Origin of the sequence: Pelomicrobium sp. G1 (genome assembly GCF_051905455.1) — a bacterium.
Lineage (GTDB): Bacteria > Pseudomonadota > Gammaproteobacteria > Burkholderiales > UBA6910 > Pelomicrobium.
Window position 1 is genome coordinate 29,604 of record NZ_JBQACR010000018.1, and the last position, 26,389, is coordinate 55,992.

The window sequence follows — 26,389 nt, forward strand, 5'->3', positions numbered from 1 at the left end:
GACTCATCCGCGGCCCTGACCGCGCTCGATCCGGATGATTGCCAACTTTCTCACCAAGATTTTCGGCAGCCGCAACGAGCGGTTGCTCAAGCGCTACAAGGAGACGGTGCGCGCGATCAACGCGCTCGAGCCCGAGGTAGCCCGTTTGCCCGACGAGGCGTTGAAGGCGAAGACCGCCGAGTTCAAGGCGCGCATCGCGGAGCGCCTGGAGGGCGCCGCGCCGGACAAGGTGCCGGCGCTGGAGGCCGCCGTCCTGGACGAGCTCCTGCCGGAAGCCTTCGCCGTGGTGCGCGAGGCGGCCAAGCGCACCCTGGAGATGCGCCACTTCGACGTCCAACTGATCGGGGGCATCGTGCTCCACCAGGGGAAGATCGCCGAGATGCGCACCGGCGAGGGCAAGACCTTGGTGGCGACGCTTCCCGCCTACCTGAACGCCCTCACCGGCCGGGGGGTGCACGTGGTCACGGTGAACGACTACCTGGCCAAGCGGGACGCCGAGTGGATGGGCAGGATCTACAACTTCCTCGGGCTGTCGGTCGGGGTGATCCTCACCCAGATGAACCATGCCGACAAGCAGGCTGCCTACGCCGCCGACATCACCTACGGCACCAACAACGAGTTCGGCTTCGACTACCTGCGCGACAACATGGCCACCCACCCCTCGGAGCGCTACCAGCGGCCTCTGAACTACGCTATCGTGGACGAGGTGGACTCGATCCTGATCGACGAGGCGCGCACGCCCCTCATCATCTCGGGCCAGGCCGAGGACACCACCGAGCTGTACGTCAAGGTGAACGCCCTGGTGCCCCATCTCAAGCGCCAGGAGCGGGAGGGCGGTCCGGGAGACTATACCGTGGACGAGAAGGCCCACCAGGTCCTGCTCACGGAGGAAGGCCACGAGCACGCCGAGGAGCTGATGGCCAAGGCGGGGCTTCTGCCCGAGGGCACCAGCCTCTATGATCCCCAGAACATCCTGCTGATCCACCACCTCAACGCCGCGCTGCGAGCCCATGCCCTGTTCCACCGGGACCAGCATTACGTGGTGCAGAACAACGAGGTGATCATCGTCGACGAATTCACCGGGCGGCTCATGCCCGGCCGGCGCTGGTCGGAGGGGCTGCACCAGGCGGTGGAGGCGAAGGAAGGGGTGCCGATCCAGAAGGAGAACCAGACCCTCGCCTCCATCACCTTCCAGAACTATTTCCGCCTGTACCGCAAGCTCGCCGGCATGACCGGCACGGCGGACACCGAGGCCTATGAGTTCCAGCAGATCTACGGCCTGGAGGTGGTGGTGATTCCCACCCACAAGCCGATGATTCGCCAGGACCTGCACGATCAGGTGTTCCGCACGGCGCGGGAGAAATACCAGGCGGTCATCAACGACATCAAGGACTGCTACGCCCGAGGGCAGCCGGTGCTGGTGGGTACCACCTCCATCGAGAACAACGAGTTCCTCTCGGCTTTGCTCAAGAAGGAGGGCGTGCCCCACCAGGTGCTCAACGCCAAGCAGCACGCCCGGGAGGCGGAGATCGTGGCCCAGGCGGGGCGGCCCAAGATGGTCACCATCGCCACCAACATGGCGGGCCGCGGCACCGATATTGTGCTGGGGGGCAACCCGAACCCGGAGATCAACCGCATCCTGGCCGACGAGACCCTGGACGAGGCGGCCAAGCAGAAGCGCATCGCCGCAGTGAAGGCCGAGTGGCAGAAGCTCCACGACCAAGTGGTTTCCCTGGGCGGCTTGCACATCGTCGGCACCGAGCGCCACGAGTCCCGGCGCATCGACAATCAGCTCCGGGGCCGCGCCGGACGCCAGGGCGATCCCGGTTCGAGCCGCTTCTATCTCTCCCTGGAGGACCCCCTGCTTCGCATCTTTGCCTCGGAGCGGGTCGCCGCCATCATGGAGCGGCTCAAGCTCCCCGAGGGGGAACCCATCGAGCATCCCTGGGTGTCCCGGGCCATCGAGAACGCCCAGCGCAAGGTGGAGGCGCGCAACTTCGACATCCGCAAGCAGCTTCTCGAGTACGATGACGTGGCCAACGAGCAGCGGCAGAAGATCTACCACGACCGTAACGCCCTGCTCGACGCGGCGGACGTCTCGGACGAGATCCGCGCCTACCGGGAGGAGGTGATCGGGGCGCTTGTCGAGGAGTACGTGCCCCCGGGAAGCGTGGAGGAACAGTGGGACGCGGCTGGGCTGGAGCGGGCCCTCGCCGCCGAGTACCAGTTGAAGCTCCCCATCCGCCAGTGGCTGGAGGCGGAGCCCGAGCTGCACGAGGAGCGGCTGCGCGAGCGCATCCTGGAGGCGGCAGCCGAGCACTACCAGGCCAAGGTGGATCTGGTGGGGGAGGAGGTGATGAAGCACTACGAGCGGGCCGTCATGCTGCACGCCCTGGACACCCACTGGCGCGAGCACCTGGCGGCCCTGGATCACCTGCGCCAGGGCATCCACCTGCGGGGTTACGCCCAGAAAAACCCCAAGCAGGAATACAAGCGCGAGGCCTTTCAGCTCTTCGCCGACATGCTCTCCCGCATCAAGCGGGACGTGGTGCAGCTTCTGATGACGGTGCAGATCCGCAGCGAAGAGCAGGTACAGGCGGTGGAGACAGCCGCCGCGGCGCCCACCAACGTGCGCTATCACCACGCCGACTACGACCAGGCCCTGGCGGAAGCGAACGCCCCCCAGCCGACCCAGCCCTTCGTACGCCAGGGCCAGAAGATAGGCCGCAACGACCCTTGTCCCTGCGGCTCCGGCAAGAAGTACAAGCATTGCCACGGCAAGCTGGCATGAAGCGCGTCGTGCTCGAGGGCGGTGCCGCCGGGGCGCCCGGGGTTGCGACCCGTGGCGGTTAATCTTTCCCGGCCCGAGGCGGGAAGCCTCTGGCCTGTCGCCGGTGTGCGCTTGGGTGCCGCCCAGGCAGGCATCAAGAAGCCGGGGCGCTACGACCTGCTGCTGATCGAGCTGGCTCCGGGGAGCGAAGTGGCCGCCGTGTTCACCCGTAATCGCTTCTGCGCAGCCCCGGTCACCGTGGCTCGGGAACACCTGGCCAGCGGGAGCATCCGGGCGCTGGTGGTGAACACCGGCAACGCCAACGCTGGCACCGGCGGGGAAGGCATCCGCCGGGCGCGGGAGACTTGTGCCGCTGCGGCGCGTCTGCTCGGCTGCGCGCCCGAGCAGGTGCTTCCCTTCTCCACCGGCGTGATCATGGAGCCGCTTCCCCTGGAACGGCTTGTCGAGGGGCTCCCCCGGTGCGCCGCCTCCCTGACGCCGGACGGCTGGCTCCTCGCCGCCGAGGCCATCATGACCACGGACACCGTGCCCAAGGCCTGCTCCGAGCGCTTGGACATCGCGGGAACGCCGGTGACGGTCACCGGCATCGCCAAGGGCGCCGGCATGATCCATCCCGACATGGCGACCCTGCTGGGTTTCGTCGCCACCGACGCGGCCATCGCCCCGCCGCTCCTCGCCCGCCTCGTGCGCCGGGTGGCGGACGCTTCCTTCCACTGCATCACGGTGGACGGGGACACCTCCACCAACGACGCCCTGGCCCTCATGGCGACAGGGGCCGCCGGCGTTCGCTTCGCAACGGAGGGCGAGCCCGGCTTCGCTGCCCTGGAAGAGGCCTTGACCCGGGTCGCTCGCAGCCTCGCCCAGGCCGTCGTGCGCGACGGCGAAGGGGCGACCAAGTTCATCACCGTGACCGTGGAGGAAGGGCGCGACCAGGAGGAGTGCCGCCGGGTGGCCTACGCCATCGCCCGCTCGCCCTTGGTGAAGACCGCCTTCTTCGCCTCCGACCCTAACCTGGGGCGCATCCTGGCGGCCATCGGCGCCGCCGGGATCGGGGACCTGGACGTGGAGCGGGTGCGCCTCTACCTGGGAGATCTGCGGGTGGCGGAGAACGGAGGTCGGGCGGCGGGCTACCAGGAAGCGGAAGCGCTGCGGATCATGCGCGAGCCGGAGATCACGGTGCGTGTCATCCTGGGCCGGGGGAGCGCCGCCGCCACCGTCTGGACCTGCGATTTCTCGTACGATTACGTGCGCATCAACGCCGAATACCGTACTTGAAGGGAACCATGGCCCGGGAGTTGGACCACCTCGTCGATCGCGCCCATGCCCTGCTCGCGCGGCTGGAGGCGATCGTGCCGGCCCCGCCGCCGGCGGTGGACTGGCGGGCCTCGATCGCCTTCCGCTGGCGCAAGCGGAACACCCAGGGTTACCCGCAGCCAGTCACCCACGTCCATCGTATCGCGCTCGAGGACCTGCAAGGCATCGAGCGCCAGAAGGCCCTGGTGGAGCAGAACACCAGGCAGTTCGTGAACCGGGTGCCGGCGAACAACGTGCTGCTCACCGGCGCCCGGGGCACGGGCAAGTCTTCCCTGGTGAAAGCGGTGCTCAACAAGTACGCCCCTAAGGGCTTGCGGCTGATCGAAGTGGAAAAGCAGGACCTCATGGACCTGCCGGAGATCGTGGACCTGGTGAGCGGGCGCCCCGAGCGTTTCATCCTGTTCTGCGACGATCTGTCCTTCGAGGCGGAGGAGTCGGGCTACAAGGCGCTCAAGGCGGTGCTGGACGGCTCGGTGGCGGCCCCCTCGGAGAACATCCTGGTCTACGCCACCTCGAACCGGCGCCACCTCATGCCCGAGTTCATGCAGGAGAACCTGGAAGCGCGGCGGGTCGGCGACGAGATCCACCCGGGAGAGACGGTGGAGGAGAAAGTCTCCCTATCCGAGCGCTTCGGCCTGTGGGTTTCCTTCTACCCCTTTGACCAGGAGGAGTACTTGAACATCGTTTTTTACTGGCTCGGCTATTTCCAGGCCCCCGTCCCCGACCGGGAGCGGGCGCGCCAGGAGGCGTTGCAATGGGCGCTCCAGCGGGGCTCCCGCAGCGGCCGGGTCGCCTGGCAGTTCGCCCGGGACTGGGCCGGACGGCAGCGGCTCAAGCGGGTGAAGGGCTAGGGTCAGGCTGGCGCCAGGCGGCGCGCATGCAAGCGATGCCGTGGGCGCCGTGTTCCCAGGCGGTCTCCAGATGGGCGGGCTCCATTCCGCCCAGGGCATAGACGGGCAGGGGATAGTCCCGGATCAGCTCGGCGAAACGCCGCCATCCGAGGGTTTCCCCACCGGGATGGCTCAGGGTAGGCAGCACCGGGCCCAGGACCACGAAGTCCACCCCCAGCTCGGCCGCCCGGGCGAGCTCCCCTTCGTCGTGGCACGACGCGCCGCACCAGGCCACGGGGGGCCGAGACGGGAGGGCCATTAGGGCGCGGGCGCTGAGATGGACGCCGTCGGCGCCGAGCGCCTCCGCCGTCGCTGCGTCTCCGTTTACCAGCACCCGGGCGCCCCAGGCCCGGGCGCGGGCGAGCACTTCCCGCGCGAAGGCGCGCAGCTCCCCCGGCGGCATGGACTTTTCCCGGATCTGGACGAGGCGCATGCCCCGCTCGAGAGCCGCTTCCAGCCGATCGAGAAACGGGCCTAGCCCCAGCCCTTCAGCATGGGTGATGGCGTATTCGGAGGGAAGCTCCAAGGACTTGAGCACCGGTCCGTTGGCCGGCAGCATGGGGGCGAGGGCGGCCTCGCCCGGGCGGTGCCAGGCGAGGGCTTCGTGCTCCCGGTCTTTAAGCGTCCCGCGCCAGCGGACCACGCGGAAGAAACGCAGCCGCACCGTCCCGTGGGGATAGGCGAAAGTGCGGGTGATCCAGGGATAGGCCCGCTCCAGGGTGAGCGCCAGCTCCTCGTGAAGCTCCCGCGCCAGGGCCTCCAGGGTGGACTCGCCGGGCTCTACCTTGCCGCCGGGAAACTCCCAGTAGCCAGCGTACACCTTGCCGGCGGGCCGGCGCCCCAGGAGGAACCGTCCGTCGGCACGCTGGATCACCGCCACGGCGACTTCCTGCGTCTTGCGGGAAGCGGCCAGTGGAGAGAGGACAGGCAGTGGACCGGCCATGGCGGGGGTAGGAAGGCGGGTCACTGCTGGGGCGGCTCGCCGCCATCCAAGGGCGCCGTTTCTCCAGGCACGCGGTAGCCCTCGTTCGCCCACTGGCCCAGATCGATCAGCTTGCAGCGCTCGGAGCAGAAGGGCCGGAAGCGGTTCTCCGGCGTCCATTCCACGAGCTTTCCGCACTGGGGGCAGCGGACGAGACGGCGTCCTCGGGACGGGGAGCGCTCCATGAATGTATGTCCCGGTTAGAGGTTGTAGAAGGTGAGTTCGAATTCCACGTCGCCCTCGAAGGTCTTTGGACGCTCGTCCACCGCGGGGGTGATGAAGCGGATGTTGAGGGCGTACTTGTTGGCGCTGATTTCGGGGCTGCAGGGTACGTCACCGTTCAGCTTCAAGCTCAACATCTGGACCACCCGCCCGGCCAGCATCTGCTGGAATACCCCCTGCTGGGCCACCTGGCGGCTGCTGCGGCCGGTTTCCCGCAACAGCCGCAGCACCACGGCCAGAGCGTCGCGAATGGGCAGCAGCGGCCACAGCCATTCCGCCAGGTGCCGGCGCCGTGCGTCGGCCTCCAAGTGCAGCCAGTAGTGATAGGAAGGCAGGTCGAACTCGCACACGCCGCCGGGGATGGAAGTGCGCTGCTTGATGCTCATGAGCCATTCGTTGTCCCGCAGGTGCTGGCCGGCCTTGCTGCTCATGCGGGTGAGACCCTGGCTCGCCGCTTCCAACTGACCGACCACTTCGTCCAGTTTGTCGGCGGCCACGTTGGGGTTGCCCCGCAGCGCCTCCAGGGTGGCCCGCTGGCGCTCGAGCTCCTGGTAGAGGTCGGATTTCAAGTCCTGCCGGCTCGCGACGTCCAGGATTTCGAACAGGGTTACCAGGGCGACGTGATGGTCGTAGCCGTCGTGGCGGGCGGAGAAATGGAGGGCGCGATCGAACAGATCTTCCAGTCGCAGGAGGGTGCGGATGCGCTCGCTTAAGGGGTACTCGTACTGGATCACTGGGGAGCCATGGGCGTTGCGCTCCTAATTTTGAAGGATCGTGCTCGAGATTACAAATCGCCCCCCCGCCCCGCTTTGCCCGACAGGGCCAGGTATTTGCGGTGCAGCGCCTCGACTTGGGGCCCCAGGGCCTTCTCGGGACCGCTGTTGTCGATCACATCGTCGGCCCGGGCCAGGCGCTCGGCCCGGGAGACCTGGGCCGCCAGAATCGCCTTCACCGCGGCCTCGTCCAGCCCGCTGCGCAGCATGGTGCGGCGGATCTGCTGCTCTTCGGGGCAATCCACCACCAGGATGCGATCCACCCGGCTGGCATAGGCTCCCGTCTCCAGCAACAGGGGCACCACCAGCACCACGTACGGGCCGGTCGCCCGGACGATGGCCTCTTCGGCCCGGGCCCGGATCCGGGGATGGAGGACGGCCTCCAGCCGTTCTTTAGCCAGAGGGTCGGCGAAGACCAGGGAGCGCATCCGGGCCCGGTCGAGGGCGCCTGCGGGGGTGATATAAGCGTCCCCGAAGGCTTCCCGCAAGGCGGGAATCGCCTCCCCTCCCGTCCCCGTGAGGGCGTGGGCGATGGCATCGGTGTCCACGATGGATGCTCCCAGGGCCTCGAAGTGCCGGGCGACCGTGGATTTGCCGCTGCCGATCCCGCCTGTGAGGCCCACCACGAGGGTCATAGCCACTCGAGGTAGGCCTGGGTGAGGCTGCGTCCCCAGAACAGGGCAATGAGTCCCCCGCCGGCCAGGTAGGGGCCGAAGGGAATGGGGAGATTGCGGTCGCGCCCCAGGACGACGATCAGGCAGAGGCCCACCACGGCGCCCACCGCTGACGCGAGGAGAATCACCGCGGGAAGCTGCTGCCAGCCCAGCCAGGCGCCGATGGCGGCGAGGAGCTTGAAGTCCCCGTGGCCCATTCCCTCCTTGCCGGTAACGAGCTTGAACAACCAGAATACCGACCAGAGGGCGAGGTAGCCGGCGACCGCCCCGATTACCGCCGAATTCAGGTCCGTATAGAGGCTGGCGCTGTTGGCGAGCAGCCCGAGCCACAGCAGGGGCAGGGTGATGTCGTCGGGCAGGAGCTGGGTCTCGAGGTCGATGAAAGCGGCCGCAATCAGCGCCCAGCAGAAGACGAGGGCTCCGATCCCGGCCGGGCTCAGCCCGAAGCGCCACGCCACGTAGCCGGAGACGAGGCCGGAGAGGGCCTCCACCACCGGGTAGCGGGCGCTGATGCTGGCGCCGCAGCAGCTTGCCCGCCCCCGCAGGGAGAACCAGCTCACGAGGGGGATGTTGTAAAGCGCGCCGATCGGGCTCCCGCAGGCGGGGCAACGGGAGCGGGGAAAGAAGAGATTGAAGCGCTCCTCCCCGGGGAGCGCCTCGCCCCGAAGCTCGGCGCACTGGCGCCGCCATTCCCGCTCCAGCATGAGGGGCAGGCGGTGGATCACCACGTTCAAAAAGCTGCCCACTAGCAGGCCGAGCACCGTGGCGAGCGACACCAGAAGCACGGGAGAGGCCGTGAGGGCCGAGATCATGGGCTCAGCGGGTCGCCGCCACAGGCACGGCGAGCGGACGCCGTCTCGGCGGGGAAAGACGCTCTTTCAGACCACCGCCCCCAACTTGAAGATGGGGAGGTACATGGAGATCACCAGTCCGCCGATCAGCACCCCCAGCACCACCATGATCATGGGCTCCATGAGGCTGGAGAGGGCCTCGACAGCGTTGTCCACCTCCTCCTCGAAGAAGTCCGCCACTTTGCCGAGCATGGCGTCGAGGGAGCCCGATTCCTCGCCGATCGCCGTCATCTGGATCACCATGCTGGGGAAGACGTTGGTGTTCTGCATGGCCACGGTAAGGCTGGTTCCGGTGGAGACCTCCGCCTGGATCTGCTTGGTCGCTTCCCAGTAGACGTAGTTGCCGGAGGCGCCGCCCACCGAGTCCAGCGCCTCCACCAGCGGCACCCCGGCGGCGAACATGGTGGAAAGGGTGCGGGCCCACCGGGCGATGGTGGCTTTGCGAATCACCTCCCCGAACACCGGCAGCCGCAGGAAAAGGCGGTCCAGCGCCTGCTGCATCTTGAGGGAGCGCTTCCAGGTGAAGAAAAAGAACCATATCGTGAAGCCGATGCCGCCGAAAATGGCCCACCACCAGTCGACGAAGAAATTGGAGATGGCAATGACCACCAGCGTGGGGGTCGGTAGGTCGGCGCCGAAACTGGTGAACAGCTCCTTGAACGCCGGGATCACGAAGATCATGATCACCGCGGTGATGATGAAGGCCACCACGATGATGGAAAGGGGATAGAACAGGGCCGACTTGATCTTGCCTTTGACCGCGAGGATCTTTTCCTTGTAGGTCGCCAGCCGATCCAGCAGGTTGTCCAGGATACCCGCCGCTTCGCCCGCCTCCACCAGATTGCAGAACAGCTGGTCGAAATAGACCGGATGCTTGCGGAAAGCCTGGTGCAGCGCGCTTCCCGTTTCCACCTCGGTGCGGATCTCGTTGAGCAGCTTGGTGACCGCGGGATTGGCGTGGCCTCGGGCCACGATATCGAACGCTTGGAGCAACGGCACGCCCGCCTTCATCATGGTAGCGAGCTGCCGGGTGAACAGGGCGATGTCCTTCTCGGTGATTTTCTTGCCGATGCGGGAGCGCTGCCGGCGGACCTTGATGACGTTGATGCCCTGGCGGCGCAGGGTGGCCGACACCAACGCCTCTCCGGAAGCCCGCATCTCGCCTTTGATCAACTTGCCGCTTTTGTCGCGGCCTTCCCAGGCATAGACGTATTCCTTGACTCGCTTGTCGGCGCTTGCAGCGATGGTGGCCATGACACCCTCTCCCTGTTGAGCCTCAATCCCGACCCCGCGCCAGCGGGCACCCACTGCCCGGGCGGCGGGCCGGAAGGCCGGGTTCGTAACCCCATCGTATCATAATATTGAACTTTCAATAACAGATATAGCTTTTTGATTCGAAAAGAACTCAATTGACGGACCTCACGGCCCTGAGCTCCCGGCGAGGGGTTTCGGTATGTTGCGGCGCACGAACCGGGGGGAAAAGTCTCACCCGTTTGATGGCCCGGTCCTGGACCTGGACGATTTCCATCGGCTGGCCGGCGATCTTCAAGCTCGTCCCGGCCTCTGGAATATCTTGAAAATGCTCAAGAATCAGCCCATTCAAGGTGCGCGGGCCGTCGGTGGGGAAACGATAGCCCAGCTTGCGGTTGAGTTCCCGCAGGGGAGTGCCTCCCTCCACCAGATAGCTGCCGTCCTCCTGGGGAACGTAGCCGGTGGGTTCCAGGGGGGAGTGGGTGGTGAACTCGCCCACGATCTCCTCTAGGATGTCCTCCACGGTCACCAGGCCCAGGAGCTCGCCGTACTCGTCCACCACCAGCCCCAGCCGCTGGTGGTTCTCCTGGAACTGGTGAAGCTGGGTGAGTAGGGGAGTTCCGCTCGGCACGAAATAGGGCGGTTGAATCAGCGGCTTCAGGTCTTCGATGCTCACCCCGGGATCGCTTACGAAGTTGAGCACGCGCCGCGCGTGCAGGATGCCGACCACGTTGTCCAGATCGCCGCTGTAGACTACCAGCCGGGTGTGGTAGGCGGTCGCCAACTGGTTCTTGAGGGTCTCCAGGGGGGCTTCCAAGTCCACGGCCTCGATCTGACTGCGGGGCACCATCACGTCGTCCACCCGGATGTCCTGGAGCTCGAACAGGTTGAGCAGGATGGTGTGATGCTTGGGCGGAATGTAGTGCCCGGCTTCCAGCACCAGGGTGCGCAGCTCCTCCATGGACAGGCGCACCGGCCCCTCCGCGGCGGGGCGGATCCGCAGCAGCTTCAGGAGCGCGCCCACGAACAGGTTCACGAACCACACCACCGGGTACATGAGCCTCAGGACCGGGGTGAGGGCGTAGCTCGCGGTGAAGGCGATGGGCTCCGGATGGGCGGCGGCGATCACCTTGGGCGTGATCTCGCAGAACACCAGCACGACGAAGGTGAGCAGCAGGGTGGCGGCGCTCAGGGCCAGCTCCCCGTCGCCGAAGAGCCGGATGGTGATCACCGTCACCAGGGCGGCGGCCGCCATGTTGACTAGGTTATTGCCGAGCAGGATCACGCCCAGCAGCTTGTCCGTGTTGGCGAGCAACCGTGCGGCGAGCCGGGCGCCCCGATGCCCTTTCTGCGCCAGATGCCTCAACCGGTAACGGTTGAGCGCCATCATGGCGGTTTCCGAGATGGAGAAGAGCGCCGAGAGGACCAGGAGTACCGCAAGGGCACCGAACAGGGCGCCGGTGGGGATGCGATCCAACGCGTGTTACCTAGGGGCTGCCGCCGGTAGAAATCCAGTATCCGGTCGCCGCCTTCGCGTTGTCAAGGCGGGGAGCCTGGCGGAGGTGGCAAGCGTTCAACGCCCGAGGATCACTTCCAGCACGAACTTGCTTCCCACGTAGGCGAGCAGCAGGGCGATGAAACCCGCCAGCGTCCAGCGCACCGCCACCCGCCCGCGCCAGCCGTATAGCCGGCGCCCGCCCAGCAGCGCGCCGTAGATGGCCCAGGAGACGATCCCGAACAGGGTCTTGTGGGTGAATTGCAGGGGCGTGCCGAATACCTCCTCCGAGAACACGATCCCAGAGGCGAGGGTGAGGGTGAGCAGCACAAAGCCCGCGCCGATGATGCGAAACAGCAGTCGCTCCATGGTGAGCAGGGGCGGGAAGTCGGAGAACAGGGCGGAACGGGCCGCCTGGTGCAGCCGCCTTTCCATGAAGGCCATGAGCACCGCGTGCAGCGCGGCGATGGTGAACAGGCTGTAGGCGAGCAGGGCCAATAGCAGATGGAACTTGAAGGCCGGGGCGTCGGTGTTGGGAAGGGGATGGGAGGCCGGGAGGACGGCGGGCAGGAGGGAGGCCACCGCGGCCACCGGCGCGAGCAGGGTGTGCAGGGCGGCCATGCTGTAGAGGCGGCTGCCGGCCCAGTACACCAGGATGGCGAGGAACACGATGGCGGAGACGGCGCCCCCCACGCCCAGATACAAGCCGTCGGCGCCGAACAAGCTCCCCGCCAGGGAAACCCCGTGCACGGTGAGGGGCAGCAGGATCGCATGGGGCCGCCAGGCGGGGACCGGCGGGGGAACAGCGGGCGCCGAGACAGGGGTGGGAACGGCACGGGTGCTCCAGTAATAGGCGGCGACCCCCGCGTAGAGCAGCGCCGATAGGAGATAGGCTAGAATTCCATCCATGGGTTGTCCGACGCCGGCGGCTTGCCGGTCAGCGGACAAGTTTACCCGACTTCCCTCCACTTCCGAGGTTTCCGCACCTTCCATGTTCGAAAACCTGACCGAGCGCCTGTCCCGGGTGGTAAAGACCCTGCGCGGCGAGGCGCGGCTTACCGAAGCCAATATTCAGGAGGCGCTGCGGGAGGTGCGCATCGCCCTGCTGGAAGCCGATGTGGCGCTGCCCGTGGTGAAGGAGTTCGTCGCCCAGGTCAAAGAAAAGGCCCTGGGGCAGGAGGTGCAGGGCAGCCTCACCCCTGGCCAGACCCTGGTGGGAGTGGTGCACCGGGAGCTGGCGCGCTTGATGGGCGCTCACCACGAGTCCCTGAACCTTGCCACCACGCCACCCGCCGTCGTGCTGTTAGCCGGCCTCCAGGGAACCGGCAAGACCACCACCGCAGGGAAGTTGGCGCGCCTGCTTAAAGAGAGCAAAAAGAAGGTGCTGCTCGTCTCCTGCGACGTGTACCGACCCGCCGCCATCGAGCAACTGCGCACCCTGGCGCAGCAGGTGGGTTGCGACTTCTTCGCCCCCGATCCGGGAGAAGCGCCGGAAGCGATCGCTCGCCGGGCCTTGGATCACGCCCGGCGCCATTTCTTCGACGTGGTGCTGGTGGACACGGCTGGACGGCTCACCATCGACCAGGAAATGATGGCGGAGGTGCGCCGCCTGCACGAAGTGTTGAGGCCCGTCGAGACCCTGCTGGTGGTGGACGCGATGCAGGGCCAGGACGCGGTCAACACGGCCCGGGCCTTCGGCGAGGCGCTGCCCTTGACCGGCCTGATTCTCACCAAGCTCGACGGGGACGCCCGGGGCGGGGCGGCCCTGTCGGTGCGGCAGGTGACGGGCAAGCCGATCAAATTCGTCGGCGTGAGCGAAAAGCTCGCCGGGCTGGAGCCCTTTCACCCGGAGCGGATGGCCTCTCGCATCCTGGGCATGGGCGACGTGCTCTCCCTGGTGGAGGAGGTGCAGCGCAGCGTGGATCGGGCGGAGGCGGAAAAGCTTGCCCGCAAGGTCAAATCGGGCAAGGGCTTCGACCTGGAGGATTTCAAGGCCCAGATCCAGCAGATGCGCAAAATGGGGGGGCTCTCCGCCCTGCTAGACAAGCTCCCGGCGCAGTTTTCCCAGGCGGTGCAGGGGGCGCCGGTGGACGACCGAGCGTTCCGGCGCATCGAGGGCATCATCAACGCCATGACGCCCCTCGAGCGGGCCAGGCCCGAGCTCATCAAGGCTTCCCGCAAGCGCCGCATCGCCGCCGGCGCGGGGGTGAGCGTCCAGGAAGTGAACCGGCTGCTGACCCAGTTCGAGCAGACGCAGAAGATGATGAAAATGGTTTCCAAGGGGGGCATGCAGAAGTTTCTCCGGGGGATGCGCGGGGTGTTCCCGGGGGGACGCTAGAAGCGCCGCGCCGCAGGCTTCGCCTTGCGACCAAGCCAAAAAATGCTTTAGAATCCCTGCCTTTTTGTGACAGGCAAGGTCAGAGACCCATGGTAGTGATACGGCTTGCCCGAGGGGGCGCCAAGAAGCGGCCCTTCTACAACATGGTGGTCACCGATTCGCGCAATCCCCGCGACGGGCGCTTCATCGAGCGCATTGGCTTCTACAATCCCATGGCGGCCGAAAGCGAAGAGGCGCTGCGGGTGCGGCTGGATCGGCTGGCCTACTGGCAGGACCGGGGGGCGAAGCTCTCCGATACGGTTGCGCGGCTGGTCAAGCAATTCCGTGGCGCCGGGGCCCGGGTCTGAGCTCGGGGAGTCCTGGGTCGTCCTGGGGCTGATCAGCGCCCCCTACGGCGTGCGGGGCTGGGTGCGGGTCAAGTCCTATACCCAGGACCCGGAGGGACTGGCGCAGTACGCCACCTGGTGGGTGGAAGCCCAGGGCCAATGGCGTCCGGTGCGGATCGAAGAGTACCGGCTCCACGGGCGGGGGAGCATCGCCAAGTTGGAAGGATGCGCTGACCGTACCAGCGCCGAAACCTACGCCGGGTGCCGGGTGGCGGTGCCCCGCAGTGCCCTGCCGGAACCGGGCGACGGGGAGTTTTACTGGATAGACCTGATCGGGCTTCGGGTGGAGAACCTGGAGGGCGTCCAGCTCGGCGAAGTCAGCGCAATCCTGGAGACGGGCGCCCACCCGGTCCTCCAGGTGGCGGCCGAACGGGAGCGGCTGATCCCCCTGGTCGATCCGATCGTGAGGGACGTGGACCTAGAACGGCGGGTGGTACGGGTCGATTGGGGCCCGGATTACTGACGAGGCTCGTGGGCGGCGCAGGGACGCCGTTTCCCGGAGCGAGGAGCGGGCCGTGCGCTTCGACGTGATCACCCTGTTCCCCGATATGTTCGACGCCGTGCTGCGCTTCGGCGTGACGGGGCGGGCGCGGGAGCGGGGCTTCTTCCGGGTCCGGCTCTGGAATCCCCGGGATTTCACCCGGGATGTCCACCGGACGGTGGACGACCGTCCCTACGGGGGCGGGCCGGGGATGGTGATGCTGGCCGAGCCCCTGGATAAGGCGATCGCGGCGGTGGAGGAGGACCAGGCGGCGGCGGGGCTTGCCCGCGGGCCGGTGATTTACCTCTCGCCCCAGGGCCGGCCGCTGGACCACCGTCGGGTGGTGGCGCTGGCGGCGCTTCCGGCGCTGACCTTGCTCGCCGGGCGCTACGAGGGGATCGACGAGCGGCTGCTCAAGCGTCGGGTGGACGAGGAACTCTCCATCGGCGATTACGTGCTCTCGGGCGGGGAGCTGGCGGCCATGGTGGTGATGGATTGCGTAGTGCGCCAGCTTCCGGGCGTGCTGGGGGATGAACAGTCGGCCAGCCAGGATTCTTTTGCCGAAGACCTGCTGGATTGCCCCCACTACACCCGGCCCGAGGTCTATCGGGGCGATGGGGTGCCCGCCGTGCTGCTCTCCGGCCACCATGCCGAGATCCAGCGCTGGCGGCTCAAGCAGGCTCTCGGGCGGACCTGGCTGCGCCGCCCGGATCTACTCCGGCGCCGGGGCTTGAGCGCCGCGGAGCAAAAGCTCCTGGAGGAGTTCCTGGCGGAGCAGGCAATGGACAAAGAAGTTGGGAAGGAGCGCTGAAAGTGGACCTGATCAGACAATTGGAAAACGAGGAAATCGCCCGCTTGGGCAAGCAGATCCCCGATTTCGCCCCGGGCGACACGGTGGTGGTGCAGGTCAAGGTGAAGGAGGGCAACCGGGAGCGCCTGCAGGCCTACGAGGGCGTGGTGATCGCCAAGCGCAACCGGGGCCTCAATTCCTCTTTCATCGTGCGCAAGATTTCCTCTGGGGAGGGGGTGGAGCGGACCTTCCAGACCTATTCCCCCCTGGTCGCCCACATCGAGGTGAAGCGCCGGGGACGGGTGCGGCGCGCCAAGCTCTATTACTTGCGCGGCCGCACGGGCAAGTCGGCCCGCATCCGGGAAAAGCTCGCCTCGACGGGGGATAAGCAGGCCGAGTCCTGATCCCGCCCGATCCCGGCGCGGATTTCTCCGCGATCTTTTCTTGAGCCGGGGGGCGGTACCCCCGGCGTGACCCCTTCCTTTTGCCCGGCTTGCCGGGAACGATGCCCTTGCCTCAGCGGGCGAGGCCCTTTCCCAGATCGTTCAGGTAGTCGTGGTGCTCGGTGTTGACCCTGGACAGGCGCACTTCCACCGGCACGTCGTTGTAGGTGTAAGCCACCCGGTGGATCTCCAGGATAGGGGCGCCGGGGGCGAGGCCCAGGATTGACGCCGCCTCCGGATCGCAGGGCCGGGCCCGCAGCCGCTCCTGGGCCCGGATGACGTTGATCCCGTAGCGGGACTGGTAAAGGGCGTAAATGGTGCTTTCCCGGTGGCGCAGCGTAGGCTCGTCCAGGTCCGGGAACAGGGCCTGGGGAACGGTGATGTGGTCGAGGACCACCGGACGCTCTTGCAGTTTCAACAGGTTGCGAAACCACAACACGGGGGCGCCCCGGGGGATGCCCAGGCGCTCCGCCAGCGCGCCGCCCGCCCGGGCTTTGCCGAAGTCCAGCAGCTCGCTGGTGGGGAAGCGCTTGAGGCCGTCGGGGCCCACCAGGTGGAAAAAGTAATAAAGGGTCCGGTCTTCGTTGTGCACGGCCACGAAGGTGCCCTTGCCCTGGTGGCGCACCAGGATCTTTTCCGCCACCAGCTCGTCGATGGCCTTGCGCACCGTGCCGATGCTCACTTCGAAGCGCTCCGCGAGCCGTGCTTCGCTCGGCAGCGCCTCGCCGCTCGCCCACTCGCCCGCGGTCAAGCTCTGCAAGAGGCGGTTTTTGACGATCTTGTAGAGGGGGGCCTGCCCGAATCCCCTGGATACGACAGCGTTTTCCATAGCCTTTTTGCCTTGAGCGGATCGCAAGTATACCCGGTCAAAAAGGAAACTCATATATATCATCTATGTGATATAGTTGACCTGATGTCGAGGGTGGTCTATAGTGGGAAGCCATTCGCGATTCGAAAATCCCGGAGAGACCGTGCTCCGAAATCTCAATAACCCGCTGCCTTGTTGGAGAAAAGCATGATTCATTTCGTTGTGCACGACGAGCATGACTCCGTCGGCGTCGTGGTAGTGGAGGGGGTCAAAGCAGGCGACGAGCTGACCGGCTGGATCATGGATCAAGACAAGACCCTTAAGTTCAAGGCGGTCAACGACATCCCGATCGGGCATAAGCTGGCGATCAAGCCCATCAAGAAGGGCGATACCGTCATCAAGTACGGCGTGGACATCGGGCGGGCGGTGGCCGACATCGGGGTGGGCGAGCATGCCCACGTGCACAACATCAAGACCAAGCGCTGGTAGCGGGACGCAGGAGGTACAGACATGGCAATCGATCTGAGCAAGGCGACATTTTGGGGTTACCGGCGCGAAAACGGCCGCGTGGGGGTGCGCAATCACGTGATCATCCTGCCGGTGGACGATCTGTCCAACGCCGCGACCCAGGCGGTGGAGCACAACATCAAGGGGACGCTGGCCCTGCCCCATCCCTACGGCAGGCTCCAGTTCGGCGCGGACCTGGAACTGCATTTCCGCACCCTGATCGGGGCGGGCTCCAACCCCAACGTGGCGGCGGTGGTGGTGATCGGGATCGAGGAAGGCTGGACCAAGCGGGTGGTGGACGGCATCGCCAAAACCGGCAAGCCGGTGACTGGCTTCGGCATCGAGGGCTACGGCGACCACGACACGATCAAGCGGGCTTCAAAGGTGGCGAAGGAATACGTGCAGTGGGCCTCGGAGCTCAAGCGCGAGGAGGCGCCGCTCAAGGAGCTGTGGGTGTCCACCAAGTGCGGCGAGTCCGACACCACCTCCGGACTGGGGGCGAATCCCGCCGTGGGCAACGCGTTCGACAAGCTGTACGAGCACGGCGTGACGCTTGTGTTCGGAGAGACCTCGGAGCTCACCGGCGGCGAGCACCTGGTGGCGGCGCGCTGCCGCGACGACCAGGTACGCGAGAAGTTCATGTTCATGTTCAATCGCTATCAGGACATGATCAACCGCCATAAGACCGACGACCTGTCGGAGTCGCAGCCGACCAAGGGCAACATCGCCGGGGGGCTCACCACCATCGAGGAAAAGGCGCTCGGCAACATCCAGAAGATCGGCAAGAAGTGCAAAGTCGACGGCGTGCTGGACAAGGCGGAGACGCCCACCGGGCCGGGGCTGTGGTTCATGGATTCCTCGTCGGCGGCGGCGGAGATGGTGACCTTGTGCGCCGCAGCCGGTTTCGTGGTGCACTTCTTCCCCACGGGGCAGGGCAACGTCATCGGCAACCCGATCCTGCCGGTGATCAAGATCTGCGCCAATCCACGCACGGTGCGCACCATGAGCGAGCACATCGACGTGGACGTTTCGGGCCTGCTGCGGCGGGAGATCAACATGGACCAAGCAGGCGATAGGCTCCTCGAGGCCATGTTCCGCACCGCCAACGGTCGGCTCACCGCGGCGGAAGCCCTGGGGCATCGGGAGTTCGTGCTCACCCGGCTGTACGAGAGCGCCTGAGGTAAGCGGCTGTCCCCGCGCGGGTTTTCACCGCGCGGGGATTGATGCACACTATGCCCTGCCCGCCGTGAGGGCGCATGCTCTTCACGGCGCGGGGCGCAGCACCGCCCGCCAGCGGTGCGCGAATTTGAATAACTCGAAACCTGGAGGAAGTCGAATGAAACGCTTCGTTAAGCTTTTCGCCGTAGGGACTGCCTTGCTTGCGGCGGCCGCCGGTGGAATCGCCTTTGCTGCCTATCCGGAAAAGACCATCAACTACATCATCGCCTTCGGCCCGGGTGGGGAATCGGACATCTCGGCCCGGCTCCAGGAGCCGTTCTTCAAGAAATACACCGGCCAGACGGTGGCGATCCAGTACAAGCCCGGGGCGGGCGGCGCCGCGGCGTGGTCCCAACTCAATAACATGCCGGGGGACGGCTACACCATCATGGGCACCAACTTGCCCCACATCATCCTGCAGCCGCTGGAGAAGGACGTCGGCTACAAGACCGACGACATCACCAACGTCTACTGGTTTCATTACACTCCCGACGCCATCCTGGTACCCGCCGACAGCCCGTACAAGACCCTGAAGGACCTGGTGGAGGCGGCCAAGAAGACGCCCGGCGCCCTCACCTTCTCGGGCTCCGGGACCAACACCGCCAACCATCTCGCCCAGCAGCGCTTCGACAAGATGGCCGGCATCAAGACCACCTACGTCCCGTTCAAGGGCACGGGCGCGTCCAACACGGCGCTCCTCGGCAAGCAGGTGACCGGCTCGTGGGGCTACACCACGGTGCAGATGCAGCTCGGCAAGCAGGTGCGCTGCCTCGCCGTGGCCATGGAGAAGCGGCATCCCCAGATTCCCGATTGCCCCACGTTCAGGGAGCAGGGCTACGACCTGGTGAGCGGCGCCTATCGCGGCATCGCGGTGCCCAAGTCCACCCCCAAGGACATCCAAAGGGCCGTGTCTGATCTCATCGGCAAGATCAACAGGGATCCAGAGTTCATCAAGAAGATGGAAGAAAACGGCTTCGCCATGATCGACATCGGCCTGGACCAGATGCAGACGTTCATGGACCAGAAGAAAAGCGAATACGAGGCCATCGCCCGGGAAATGGGCATCGTCAAAACTAAGTAGTAGAACGCACCCCGGGGGCTGATCCCTGGGCGGCAGTTCGGAGGCGGCAAGGCACTCCATGCCCGGTATCGAGTTTCTGGTCGACGCCCTGACCCCGTTCAACATCCTCCTGGCCATCGCCGGCGTGGTGTTCGGGGCGGTGATCGGGGCGCTGCCGGGATTGACCGCCACCATGGCGGTGGCGGTGCTGGTGCCCTTCACTTTCGGCATGAACCCGGCCTCCGCCCTGATCGCCCTGGGCGCTATCTATACCGGCGCCATCTATGGCGGCGCCTACGCCGCCATCCTGCTGAAGACACCGGGCACGCCCTCGTCGATCGCCACCACCTTCGACGGCTACCCCATGGCCAAGCGAGGCGACGGGGATCTCGCCCTGACGCTCGCGTGCCTCGCCTCGGTGACCGGCGGCCTCGTCGGCGCCGTCGCGCTGCTGATGCTGGCGCCGCCGCTGGCCCAGGTGGCCCTCAAGTTCGGCCCGGTGGAGTACTTCTGGCTGGCGGTGTTCGGTCTTACCCTGATCGCCTCCCTGGGCGAGGGCAGCGTGCTAAAGGGCTTGGTCGGCGGCTGCTTTGGCCTGCTGCTGTCCATGGTGGGCGTGGCCGAGGTGGGGGGCGATATCCGCTACACGGGCGACTTGCAGGTCCTCCTGGGTGGCATCGACGTGGTGGCGGCGCTGATCGGGCTGTACTGCATTCCCGTGTTGATCGACCTGGTCGCCACCCCCGACCCTCACCTCAAGGTCACCGAGCGCCTCGCCAGCTATCGCCTGAAGGAGGCCCTTGGTATTTGCTGGAATTCCAAGGGCAACCTGGCCAGGAGCTCCATCATTGGCACCGTGGTCGGCATCCTGCCGGGCGCGGGGGGGTCCATCGCCTCCCTGGTCTCCTACGGGGAGGCGCGCCGCGCCTCCAAGCATCCGGAGAACTTCGGCAAGGGGGAGCCGGACGGCATTCTAGCCACCGAATCCTCCAACAACGCCACCGTGGGCGGGGGTTTCATCCCGACGCTGGTGCTGGGCATTCCAGGGACACCGCCGGATGCGGTCATTCTCGGGGCGCTCCTGGTGCAGGGCATCCGCACCGGCCCGTCGCTGTTCGGCGAGCAAAGCCAGATCGTTTATACCTTCATCTACGGGCTGATTCTCGCCACACTTCTCATGCTGCCGATCGGCCTGGTGATCGGCCGCTACGCCTTCAAGTCCATCGTCGCGATCCCCAAGGCGGTGCTGGTGCCCTCGGTGGCGTTTCTCACCATCATCGGCAGCTACGCCATCCACAACAATCCCCATGAGGTGCTGCAGATGGTGGGGCTCGGCATCATCGCGTGGGTTCTCTCCCGCTTCGGCTTCACGCCGTCGCCGATCGTTCTTGGATTGATTCTCGGCGCCATCGCGGAGGCAGGCTTCGTCCAGGGGTACCTGATCGGCAACGCCAAGCAGAACGTCCTGGGCGAGTTCTTCGGCCGGCCCATCTCCATCGGCATCATCGCCTTCATCGTGCTTGGGCTGCTCTATCCTGTGCTGATGAAGCGGTTCCGCGGCCCGGCCGTACCCGCCCAGGTGGCGAGCAGCAATGAGTGAGGTTCGAATGGCGCGCGACGTTCCGGGAATCATCGGCTCGCTGATCTTCATCGCCGTAGGGCTTCTTGCGCTGTATTACTCCCGCGAGTTCACGCCCCTTGGATCGGTGTTCCCCCGCACGATCGCCAGCGCGATGGTCCTGTTGTCCGTCGTCTACATCGCCGTCGCGTGGCTGCGGCCCAAGGCCCCGGCCTCTCATCAGCCCGGCTCGGTGTGGCGGCGCGCGGCGCTGGTCGCCGTCATGGTGGCCTGGGCGCTGCTTCTGGACCGGCTCGGCTTCCTCACCACCAGCGTGATCTGCTTCGCCACCCTCCTGGTGATTTCCAACTACGATCGCTGGACACCGGCAATGGCCGTGGCTTACGTGGCCGCCGGAGCGGCGGTTCTCGGCAGTCTTTATTCCATCTTCCGTTTCGTGCTCAAAGTCCCCCTTCCGCCGGGGGTATTGATCTAGGCGTCGATCGGCCGAATCGCAGCCAACGCAGAGGGAAGCCTGCCTCAATGAACATGATGCAAACGCTTACAGTGAACGTATGGCGGGGCCGGGAAGATGGCCATCTCCAGCATTTCGAGGTGCCGCGCTACCCGAGCCAGACGGTGCTGGACGTGGTGACCTACATTCAGCGCCACCTGGACGCGACTCTGTCCTACCGCTTCGCCTGCCGCGTGGGCATGTGCGGCTCCTGCGCCATGGTGGTGAACGGTCGGGCCCGCTGGACCTGCCGCACCCACGTGGACAAGGTGGCGCGGGAGGGGCGGCTGGAGATCGTCCCACTCAGGAACCTCCCCATCGTCAAGGACCTGGTCAGCGACATGACCGAGTTCTTCGACAAATGGACCAGGGCGCGCGGTTACTTCGTTCCCACCCGCACGCGCCAGGAGCCCTTCGCCCGGGTGCGACCGGATTCCAAGGAGCGGCAAGCGGCCGACGCGGGCATCGAATGCATCGGCTGCGGCGTGTGCTATTCCTCCTGTGACGTGGTGAGCTGGAACCGGGACTACCTGGGCCCGGCGGCGTTGAACCGGGCCTGGACCCTGGTGAACGACGTGCGCGACGGTGCCCAGGTCGAGCGGCTGCGGGCAGTGGCCGGCGACGCCGGTTGCCTCGCCTGCCACACCCACTTGAGCTGCACCGAGCGCTGTCCCAAGCATCTGGCGCCCACCGCCTCCATCGCCGGGCTCAAGCGCGCCACCGCCCTCGCCGCCTTGAAGGGGGAGCTGTGAGCCCGCGCGGCGAAACCTTGCTGTGGCTGGCCCAGCGAGCGACCGGGGCGCTCTTGGCGGTACTGGTACTGGTCCATTTGGCGACCATGATATATGCGGTGCAAAACGGCCTCACCGCCAGCGAGATCCTGGGCCGCACCCGGGGCAGCCCCGGCTGGGGGGCGTTCTACGGCCTGTTCGTAGCGGCAGCGGCGGTCCATGCGCCCATCGGGCTGCGCAATGTGATCGCCGAGTGGACGTCTTGGCGGGGCCGCTCTCTGGGTTGGGCCATGCTGGGGCTAGCAGTTCTGCTGGCGCTTCTCGGCTTTCGAGCCACCTGGGCTGTGGTGGCAGGATAGAGGGGAACATGGAAGCACAGGGTACAGGCACCACGGTGCCACTGCGCAACGACCTGCGATCGCGCAATCACCCGGCCTTTTGGGCGTTTGTGGTGCACCGGGTCTCCGGCGTGCTGCTTACCCTGTTCCTGCCGTTGCACTTCTGGGCGCTCGGGCAGGCGCTGGCGGGCGAGGCGGCGCTGGACGCTTTCCTGCGCTGGACCGAACAGCCCCTGGTGAAATTCGCCGAGACCGGCCTGGTGCTGCTGCTGGCGGCCCATCTCGGCGGGGGCGTGCGACTTCTGCTCCTGGAGCTCGCCGCCTGGCGCGGCTGGCAGCAGAGCCTGCTCGCCTGGGCTGCGGCCTTCTCGGTGGCCGCGGCGCTGGCGTTCGGCCTGAATGTGGTTTGAGTATGCGATCCTGTTCGTCGGCGGCTTCGCCGGTGCGGTGGTCATCGGCAGCGCGGGCTTCGCCTTCGCGCTGGTGGCGACCGCCGTGTGGCTGCAGGCGCTGCCGCCGGCACGCGTCGTGCCGCTGGTAACCGTGTGCGCCATCGTGCTCAACGGGATTCTGGTGTGGCGCTTCCGGCGCGCGGTGAAGCTGGGGCTGCTCGGACGCTTTCTGGCGGGCGCCTTGCCGGGCGTTCCCCTCGGGGTCTTGGCGCTGACGCACGTCGACCCGGAGGCGATCCGGGCCCTCGTGGGAGTGGTGCTGATGGGCTACAGTGGATACCTGCTGGCCCGCGCCAGGCCGCCGGTGCTGTCGCTGCCTCGGCGCTGGGCGCCCCTGGCCGACGCCTCGGTGGGCTGGATCGGCGGGGTCATGGGCGGTGCGACCGGCCTGAACGGCGTCGTGCCAGCGCTCTGGGGCCAGTTGCGCGGGTTCAACAAGCTGGAACAGCGGGGCGTGTTGCAGCCGTTCTTCTTTCTGGTCCACCTCTATACCCTGACCTGGCTGGGGGGCGCCGGGGTCCTCAGCCGCGGCCTGGTGGAAGACCTGCTGCTTTGCCTGCCTGCCATGCTGGCGGGAACCCTGGTAGGGCTGCGGCTGTTCGAATACGTGAGCGAGGCCGGCTTCCGGCGCGTGGTGCTGACGTTGTTCGTGGTGATGGGAGCGATGCTGCTTTTTTGAGTTGATCAAGCCGACCGAAGAGGAGGAAGCGATGAAATCACAAAAGTTCTTGTGCCTGGTTGTGGCGGCCGCGCTGCTTGTGTTCGGATCTGTTGCTAGATCCGAGGTGGTGGAGGTGCGAGTGGCCAAGCAGCTCGGCGTAAGTTACTTGCCCCTTATGTACATGGAGAACCTAGGACTGTTTGAGAAGCACGCCAAAGCGCAAGGGGTCGCGGAGCTCAAGGTGGCTTGGTCCACTTTCACCGGCGGCGGGCCTATGAACGACGCCCTCATCTCGGGCAACCTGCATTTCGCATCCGGCGGGGTCGGCCCCTTCGCCACCCTGTGGGACCGCACCCGCGGCAGCATCGCGGTAAAGGGCGTGACGGCCATGAACTCCATGCCCCTTTACTTGAACACGCGCAATCCCAACGTGAAGACCATCAAGGACTTCACGCCCAAGGACAAGATCGCGCTGCCGTCGGTCAAGGTCTCCATCCAGGCGGTGACGCTGCAAATGGCGGCGGAGCAGGCCTTCGGCGAGGGCAATCACACCAAGCTGGATGCCCTGACGGTGTCCATGGGCCACGTGGACGGCATGACCGCGCTCCTCTCCGGCGCGGGGGAGATCACCGCCCACTTCACTTCACCCCCCTACCAGTATCAGGAACTGGCCCAACCCGGCATCCGCAGAGTGCTGAGCTCCTACGAGGTGCTAGGCGGGCCCGCCACCTTCAACGTGGTGTGGACCACCACCAAGTTCCGGGAGTCGAATCCCAAGGTGTACAAGGCGTTCCTGGCCGCGTTCGAGGAAGCGGTCGAGCTCATCAACAAGGACAAGCGCGCGGCCGCGGAGAACTACCTCAAGTGGAGCAAGGAAAAGGACACCGTGGAAAACATTTTCAAGATCCTCAACGACCCGGAGATCGAGTACACCATGACGCCCAAAAACGTCATGAAGTACGTGGACTTCCTGCACAAGGTGGGCACGTTGAAGGCGAAGCCGGCCTCCTGGAAGGAGATGTTCTTTCCCGAGGTACATCATCTGCCCGGCAGCTGAGGGGGTCGAAGAGCCGTGCCGCGCATAGCCGCCGCGCCGTCTCGGGAGCGTAGCAGCGACCGCGGCCCGGCCAGAAGCAATTAGGAGGAGGCTTTATGGACAAGTCCCATATCAGCGCCCAGGAGCAAGGATTCGCGCCCCTGCTGGACGTGCGGGGGGTGACGCTCCAGTACAAGACCCGGGACCATCTAGTGACCGCCACCTACCGGGTGGACTTCCAGGTCTACCGGTCGGACCGGTACGTGCTGTTGGGACCTTCCGGCTGCGGCAAATCCACTTTGCTCAAGGCGGTGGGCGGCTACTTGCACCCGGTGGAGGGGGAGATCAGGCTCAAGGGCCAAAAGATCTCGAAGCCCGGCCCGGACCGGGTGATGGTGTTCCAGGAATTCGACCAGCTCCTACCCTGGAAGACGGTGAAGCAGAACGTGACGTTCGCCCTGGAGGCGAGCGGCAAGCTCAAGGGAAGAGAGGCCGAGGAAAAGGCCATGCACTACATCGAGAAGGTGAATCTCGCCAAGTTCGCCGACGCCTATCCGCACACCCTCTCCGGGGGGATGAAGCAGCGGGTGGCCATCGCTCGCGGCATGGCCATGGAGCCGGACATCCTGCTCATGGACGAGCCCTTTGCGGCCCTCGACGCCCTCACGCGGCGCAAGATGCAGGAGGAGCTGCTCCAGCTTTGGGACGAAATCCATTTCACGGTGCTCTTCGTTACCCACTCGATCCCCGAGGCGGTCAAGATCGGCAACCGCATCCTCTTGCTTTCACCCCATCCGGGGCAGGTGAAGGCGGAGCTCAACAGCAGCGGCGACGACGCCGTGGATCCGCGGACCGGGCTCAAACTCTCGGACCGTATCCACAACATGCTGTTCGCCGACGAAGTGGAAGAGGGGGTGAAGAAGATCGGCGGGGACAAGGAGGCGACCCATGGCTGACGTGCAGGTACGGCGTCCCGAATTCGTGAGGAAAACGGTGGACTCCAGCGCCTTCGGCGTGGTGGAGAAGCCGCTCACCCCCTGGGAGATCATCTACAACCGGGGTGGGGTGAGAAAGGCCTTCATCCTGGTGGTGTTGGCGGTGGTCTGGCAGGTCTACGCGGCCCAGCTCGACAATCCCCTCCTCTTTCCCACGTTCACCGCGACCGTGGAAGCTTTCTGGCAGGGGATCGTCAGCGGCGGGCTGCTGGGCCGGGCCTGGTTTTCCATCAAGGTGCTGCTCCAGGGCTATGCGGCAGGGCTGGCGATCGCGGCCCTGCTGGTGGTGATCGCCATCACCTCCCGCATCGGCAACGACCTGCTGGAGACCCTCACCTCCATGTTCAACCCCCTGCCGGCCATCGCCCTGCTGCCCCTGGCCCTCATCTGGTTCGGGCTCGGCAACGCCTCCCTGGTGTTCGTGTTGATCCACTCGGTGCTGTGGGCGGTGGCGCTCAACACCCACTCCGGGTTCTTGTCCGTGTCCAACACCCTGCGCATGGTGGGGCGCAATTACGGGCTCACCGGCCTGCGTTACGTGGCGAAGATCCTGATCCCGGCGGCCTTCCCCAGCATCCTGACGGGGCTGAAGATCGGCTGGGCGTTCGCCTGGCGCACGCTCATCGCGGCCGAGCTGGTGTTCGGCGTGAGCGCCGGCTCGGGGGGGCTGGGCTGGTTCATTTTCGAGAACAAGAACTTGCTGGAGATCCCGTCGGTGTTCGCCGGGCTGTTCACGGTGATCCTGATCGGCCTCGTGGTGGAAAACCTGATTTTCCGCAACATCGAGACTCACACGGTGCGCAAATGGGGCATGCAGCACTGATCGGGAC

General features: G+C 66.1%; 29 protein-coding genes. 20 read left to right on the top strand and 9 right to left on the bottom strand.

The window, feature by feature from the left end; genetic code table 11:
* Nucleotides 1-34 precede the first annotated feature (34 nt).
* Genes secA through ACTFO6_RS15610 form a run of 3 tightly spaced genes read left to right on the top strand, consistent with a single transcriptional unit; the run spans nt 35 to nt 4,956 of the window.
* On the top strand, nt 35-2,791 hold the full coding sequence (gene secA, locus ACTFO6_RS15600) for a preprotein translocase subunit SecA (protein ID WP_439935368.1): 2,757 nt from the start codon (nt 35-37) through the stop codon (nt 2,789-2,791).
* Nucleotides 2,792-2,842: 51 nt separating this feature from the next.
* Nucleotides 2,843-4,066, top strand: coding sequence for a bifunctional glutamate N-acetyltransferase/amino-acid acetyltransferase ArgJ (gene argJ, locus ACTFO6_RS15605; protein ID WP_439935369.1), 1,224 nt, complete (start codon nt 2,843-2,845; stop codon nt 4,064-4,066).
* An 8-nt stretch (nt 4,067-4,074) separates the two neighbouring features.
* Complete coding sequence (locus ACTFO6_RS15610; protein WP_439935370.1) at nt 4,075-4,956, top strand: ATP-binding protein; 882 nt, start codon at nt 4,075-4,077, stop codon at nt 4,954-4,956.
* Here the strand turns inward: ACTFO6_RS15610 and ACTFO6_RS15615 are convergent.
* From ACTFO6_RS15615 to ACTFO6_RS15650, 8 genes are all read right to left on the bottom strand, one after another.
* Nucleotides 4,937-5,938, bottom strand: a complete 1,002-nt coding sequence (locus tag ACTFO6_RS15615) for a Nudix family hydrolase (RefSeq protein WP_439935409.1) — start codon at nt 5,936-5,938, stop codon at nt 4,937-4,939. The genes ACTFO6_RS15610 and ACTFO6_RS15615 overlap by 20 nt on opposite strands.
* A gap of 20 nt (nt 5,939-5,958) precedes the next feature.
* Nucleotides 5,959-6,162 carry a DNA gyrase inhibitor YacG gene (locus ACTFO6_RS15620; RefSeq protein ID WP_439935371.1) on the bottom strand — a complete coding sequence of 68 codons (204 nt, stop codon included), beginning with the start codon at nt 6,160-6,162 and terminating at the stop codon, nt 5,959-5,961.
* Between the two features lie 15 nt (nt 6,163-6,177).
* On the bottom strand, nt 6,178-6,933 hold the full coding sequence (gene zapD, locus ACTFO6_RS15625) for a cell division protein ZapD (RefSeq protein ID WP_439935372.1): 756 nt from the start codon (nt 6,931-6,933) through the stop codon (nt 6,178-6,180).
* A 50-nt stretch (nt 6,934-6,983) separates the two neighbouring features.
* The gene (gene coaE, locus ACTFO6_RS15630) at nt 6,984-7,607 is read right to left on the bottom strand and encodes a dephospho-CoA kinase (protein ID WP_439935410.1); all 624 of its coding nucleotides are present in this window, start codon (nt 7,605-7,607) and stop codon (nt 6,984-6,986) included.
* The gene (locus tag ACTFO6_RS15635) at nt 7,604-8,458 is read right to left on the bottom strand and encodes a prepilin peptidase (protein WP_439935373.1); all 855 of its coding nucleotides are present in this window, start codon (nt 8,456-8,458) and stop codon (nt 7,604-7,606) included. The genes coaE and ACTFO6_RS15635 overlap by 4 nt, the downstream gene beginning before the upstream one ends.
* Before the next feature lie 66 nt (nt 8,459-8,524).
* Complete coding sequence (locus ACTFO6_RS15640; RefSeq protein WP_439935374.1) at nt 8,525-9,751, bottom strand: type II secretion system F family protein; 1,227 nt, start codon at nt 9,749-9,751, stop codon at nt 8,525-8,527.
* A 151-nt stretch (nt 9,752-9,902) separates the two neighbouring features.
* Nucleotides 9,903-11,225 carry an HlyC/CorC family transporter gene (locus ACTFO6_RS15645; RefSeq protein ID WP_439935375.1) on the bottom strand — a complete coding sequence of 441 codons (1,323 nt, stop codon included), beginning with the start codon at nt 11,223-11,225 and terminating at the stop codon, nt 9,903-9,905.
* 96 nt (nt 11,226-11,321) lie between these two features.
* A complete protein-coding gene (locus ACTFO6_RS15650) occupies nt 11,322-12,152 on the bottom strand; it encodes a cytochrome C assembly family protein (protein ID WP_439935376.1) in 831 nt (276 codons plus the stop codon).
* 82 nt (nt 12,153-12,234) lie between these two features.
* Between ACTFO6_RS15650 and ffh the strand changes: the two genes are divergently transcribed.
* From ffh to rplS, 5 genes are all read left to right on the top strand, one after another.
* Nucleotides 12,235-13,581, top strand: a complete 1,347-nt coding sequence (ffh, locus tag ACTFO6_RS15655; protein WP_439935377.1) for a signal recognition particle protein — start codon at nt 12,235-12,237, stop codon at nt 13,579-13,581.
* A gap of 89 nt (nt 13,582-13,670) precedes the next feature.
* Complete coding sequence (gene rpsP / locus ACTFO6_RS15660) at nt 13,671-13,928, top strand: 30S ribosomal protein S16 (RefSeq protein ID WP_439935378.1); 258 nt, start codon at nt 13,671-13,673, stop codon at nt 13,926-13,928.
* Nucleotides 13,906-14,430 (top strand): ribosome maturation factor RimM, encoded by a 525-nt coding sequence (rimM, locus tag ACTFO6_RS15665; protein WP_439935379.1) that lies wholly within the window; start codon nt 13,906-13,908, stop codon nt 14,428-14,430. Before rpsP ends, rimM begins: the two co-directional genes overlap by 23 nt.
* A 52-nt stretch (nt 14,431-14,482) precedes the next feature.
* Nucleotides 14,483-15,259, top strand: a complete 777-nt coding sequence (gene trmD, locus ACTFO6_RS15670; protein ID WP_439935380.1) for a tRNA (guanosine(37)-N1)-methyltransferase TrmD — start codon at nt 14,483-14,485, stop codon at nt 15,257-15,259.
* Nucleotides 15,260-15,261: 2 nt separating this feature from the next.
* Nucleotides 15,262-15,642: a 50S ribosomal protein L19 gene (rplS, locus tag ACTFO6_RS15675; protein WP_439935381.1), complete on the top strand. Its 381-nt coding sequence runs from the start codon at nt 15,262-15,264 to the stop codon at nt 15,640-15,642.
* Nucleotides 15,643-15,754: 112 nt separating this feature from the next.
* Here rplS and ACTFO6_RS15680 read toward each other — a convergent pair whose 3' ends face one another.
* Nucleotides 15,755-16,510 (bottom strand): GntR family transcriptional regulator, encoded by a 756-nt coding sequence (locus tag ACTFO6_RS15680; protein ID WP_439935382.1) that lies wholly within the window; start codon nt 16,508-16,510, stop codon nt 15,755-15,757.
* Nucleotides 16,511-16,696: 186 nt separating this feature from the next.
* On the opposite strand from ACTFO6_RS15680, the gene ACTFO6_RS15685 reads away from it, so the two are divergent.
* From ACTFO6_RS15685 to ACTFO6_RS15740, 12 genes are all read left to right on the top strand, one after another.
* On the top strand, nt 16,697-16,978 hold the full coding sequence (locus tag ACTFO6_RS15685) for a UxaA family hydrolase (RefSeq protein WP_439935383.1): 282 nt from the start codon (nt 16,697-16,699) through the stop codon (nt 16,976-16,978).
* A 21-nt stretch (nt 16,979-16,999) separates the two neighbouring features.
* On the top strand, nt 17,000-18,175 hold the full coding sequence (locus ACTFO6_RS15690; RefSeq protein ID WP_439935384.1) for a UxaA family hydrolase: 1,176 nt from the start codon (nt 17,000-17,002) through the stop codon (nt 18,173-18,175).
* 157 nt (nt 18,176-18,332) lie between these two features.
* Entirely contained in the window at nt 18,333-19,295 is a 963-nt protein-coding gene (locus tag ACTFO6_RS15695; protein ID WP_439935385.1) for a tripartite tricarboxylate transporter substrate binding protein, read from the top strand.
* A 58-nt stretch (nt 19,296-19,353) separates the two neighbouring features.
* Nucleotides 19,354-20,874, top strand: a complete 1,521-nt coding sequence (locus ACTFO6_RS15700; protein ID WP_439935386.1) for a tripartite tricarboxylate transporter permease — start codon at nt 19,354-19,356, stop codon at nt 20,872-20,874.
* A 7-nt stretch (nt 20,875-20,881) separates the two neighbouring features.
* On the top strand, nt 20,882-21,328 hold the full coding sequence (locus tag ACTFO6_RS15705) for a tripartite tricarboxylate transporter TctB family protein (protein WP_439935387.1): 447 nt from the start codon (nt 20,882-20,884) through the stop codon (nt 21,326-21,328).
* A 53-nt stretch (nt 21,329-21,381) separates the two neighbouring features.
* Nucleotides 21,382-22,098: a succinate dehydrogenase/fumarate reductase iron-sulfur subunit gene (locus ACTFO6_RS15710; protein WP_439935411.1), complete on the top strand. Its 717-nt coding sequence runs from the start codon at nt 21,382-21,384 to the stop codon at nt 22,096-22,098.
* The gene (locus ACTFO6_RS15715) at nt 22,095-22,436 is read left to right on the top strand and encodes a succinate dehydrogenase (RefSeq protein ID WP_439935388.1); all 342 of its coding nucleotides are present in this window, start codon (nt 22,095-22,097) and stop codon (nt 22,434-22,436) included. Before ACTFO6_RS15710 ends, ACTFO6_RS15715 begins: the two co-directional genes overlap by 4 nt.
* 8 nt (nt 22,437-22,444) lie before the next feature.
* Nucleotides 22,445-22,825 carry a succinate dehydrogenase, cytochrome b556 subunit gene (sdhC, locus tag ACTFO6_RS15720; protein ID WP_439935389.1) on the top strand — a complete coding sequence of 127 codons (381 nt, stop codon included), beginning with the start codon at nt 22,445-22,447 and terminating at the stop codon, nt 22,823-22,825.
* Nucleotides 22,815-23,546, top strand: coding sequence for a sulfite exporter TauE/SafE family protein (locus ACTFO6_RS15725; RefSeq protein ID WP_439935390.1), 732 nt, complete (start codon nt 22,815-22,817; stop codon nt 23,544-23,546). Before sdhC ends, ACTFO6_RS15725 begins: the two co-directional genes overlap by 11 nt.
* Before the next feature lie 31 nt (nt 23,547-23,577).
* Nucleotides 23,578-24,585: an ABC transporter substrate-binding protein gene (locus ACTFO6_RS15730; protein ID WP_439935391.1), complete on the top strand. Its 1,008-nt coding sequence runs from the start codon at nt 23,578-23,580 to the stop codon at nt 24,583-24,585.
* A 95-nt stretch (nt 24,586-24,680) separates the two neighbouring features.
* A complete protein-coding gene (locus ACTFO6_RS15735; protein ID WP_439935392.1) occupies nt 24,681-25,520 on the top strand; it encodes an ABC transporter ATP-binding protein in 840 nt (279 codons plus the stop codon).
* The gene (locus ACTFO6_RS15740; protein WP_439935393.1) at nt 25,513-26,382 is read left to right on the top strand and encodes an ABC transporter permease; all 870 of its coding nucleotides are present in this window, start codon (nt 25,513-25,515) and stop codon (nt 26,380-26,382) included. Before ACTFO6_RS15735 ends, ACTFO6_RS15740 begins: the two co-directional genes overlap by 8 nt.
* The last annotated feature ends 7 nt before the right edge of the window (nt 26,383-26,389 follow it).

Bases quoted from the DNA above. Each gene is read 5' to 3' on its own strand.
- secA (WP_439935368.1), top strand. From the start codon at position 35: ATGATTGCCAACTTTCTCACCAAGATTTTCGGCAGCCGCAACGAGCGG.
- ACTFO6_RS15610 (WP_439935370.1), top strand. From the start codon at position 4,075: ATGGCCCGGGAGTTGGACCACCTCGTCGATCGCGCCCATGCCCTGCTC.
- ACTFO6_RS15615 (WP_439935409.1), bottom strand. From the start codon at position 5,938: ATGGCCGGTCCACTGCCTGTCCTCTCTCCACTGGCCGCTTCCCGCAAG.
- ACTFO6_RS15620 (WP_439935371.1), bottom strand. From the start codon at position 6,162: ATGGAGCGCTCCCCGTCCCGAGGACGCCGTCTCGTCCGCTGCCCCCAG.
- coaE (WP_439935410.1), bottom strand. From the start codon at position 7,607: ATGACCCTCGTGGTGGGCCTCACAGGCGGGATCGGCAGCGGCAAATCC.
- ACTFO6_RS15635 (WP_439935373.1), bottom strand. From the start codon at position 8,458: ATGATCTCGGCCCTCACGGCCTCTCCCGTGCTTCTGGTGTCGCTCGCC.
- ACTFO6_RS15640 (WP_439935374.1), bottom strand. From the start codon at position 9,751: ATGGCCACCATCGCTGCAAGCGCCGACAAGCGAGTCAAGGAATACGTC.
- ACTFO6_RS15650 (WP_439935376.1), bottom strand. From the start codon at position 12,152: ATGGATGGAATTCTAGCCTATCTCCTATCGGCGCTGCTCTACGCGGGG.
- ffh (WP_439935377.1), top strand. From the start codon at position 12,235: ATGTTCGAAAACCTGACCGAGCGCCTGTCCCGGGTGGTAAAGACCCTG.
- rpsP (WP_439935378.1), top strand. From the start codon at position 13,671: ATGGTAGTGATACGGCTTGCCCGAGGGGGCGCCAAGAAGCGGCCCTTC.
- ACTFO6_RS15680 (WP_439935382.1), bottom strand. From the start codon at position 16,510: ATGGAAAACGCTGTCGTATCCAGGGGATTCGGGCAGGCCCCCCTCTAC.
- ACTFO6_RS15685 (WP_439935383.1), top strand. From the start codon at position 16,697: ATGATTCATTTCGTTGTGCACGACGAGCATGACTCCGTCGGCGTCGTG.
- ACTFO6_RS15690 (WP_439935384.1), top strand. From the start codon at position 17,000: ATGGCAATCGATCTGAGCAAGGCGACATTTTGGGGTTACCGGCGCGAA.
- ACTFO6_RS15695 (WP_439935385.1), top strand. From the start codon at position 18,333: ATGAAACGCTTCGTTAAGCTTTTCGCCGTAGGGACTGCCTTGCTTGCG.
- ACTFO6_RS15700 (WP_439935386.1), top strand. From the start codon at position 19,354: ATGCCCGGTATCGAGTTTCTGGTCGACGCCCTGACCCCGTTCAACATC.
- ACTFO6_RS15705 (WP_439935387.1), top strand. From the start codon at position 20,882: ATGGCGCGCGACGTTCCGGGAATCATCGGCTCGCTGATCTTCATCGCC.
- ACTFO6_RS15710 (WP_439935411.1), top strand. From the start codon at position 21,382: ATGATGCAAACGCTTACAGTGAACGTATGGCGGGGCCGGGAAGATGGC.
- sdhC (WP_439935389.1), top strand. From the start codon at position 22,445: ATGGAAGCACAGGGTACAGGCACCACGGTGCCACTGCGCAACGACCTG.
- ACTFO6_RS15725 (WP_439935390.1), top strand. From the start codon at position 22,815: ATGTGGTTTGAGTATGCGATCCTGTTCGTCGGCGGCTTCGCCGGTGCG.
- ACTFO6_RS15730 (WP_439935391.1), top strand. From the start codon at position 23,578: ATGAAATCACAAAAGTTCTTGTGCCTGGTTGTGGCGGCCGCGCTGCTT.
- ACTFO6_RS15735 (WP_439935392.1), top strand. From the start codon at position 24,681: ATGGACAAGTCCCATATCAGCGCCCAGGAGCAAGGATTCGCGCCCCTG.
- ACTFO6_RS15740 (WP_439935393.1), top strand. From the start codon at position 25,513: ATGGCTGACGTGCAGGTACGGCGTCCCGAATTCGTGAGGAAAACGGTG.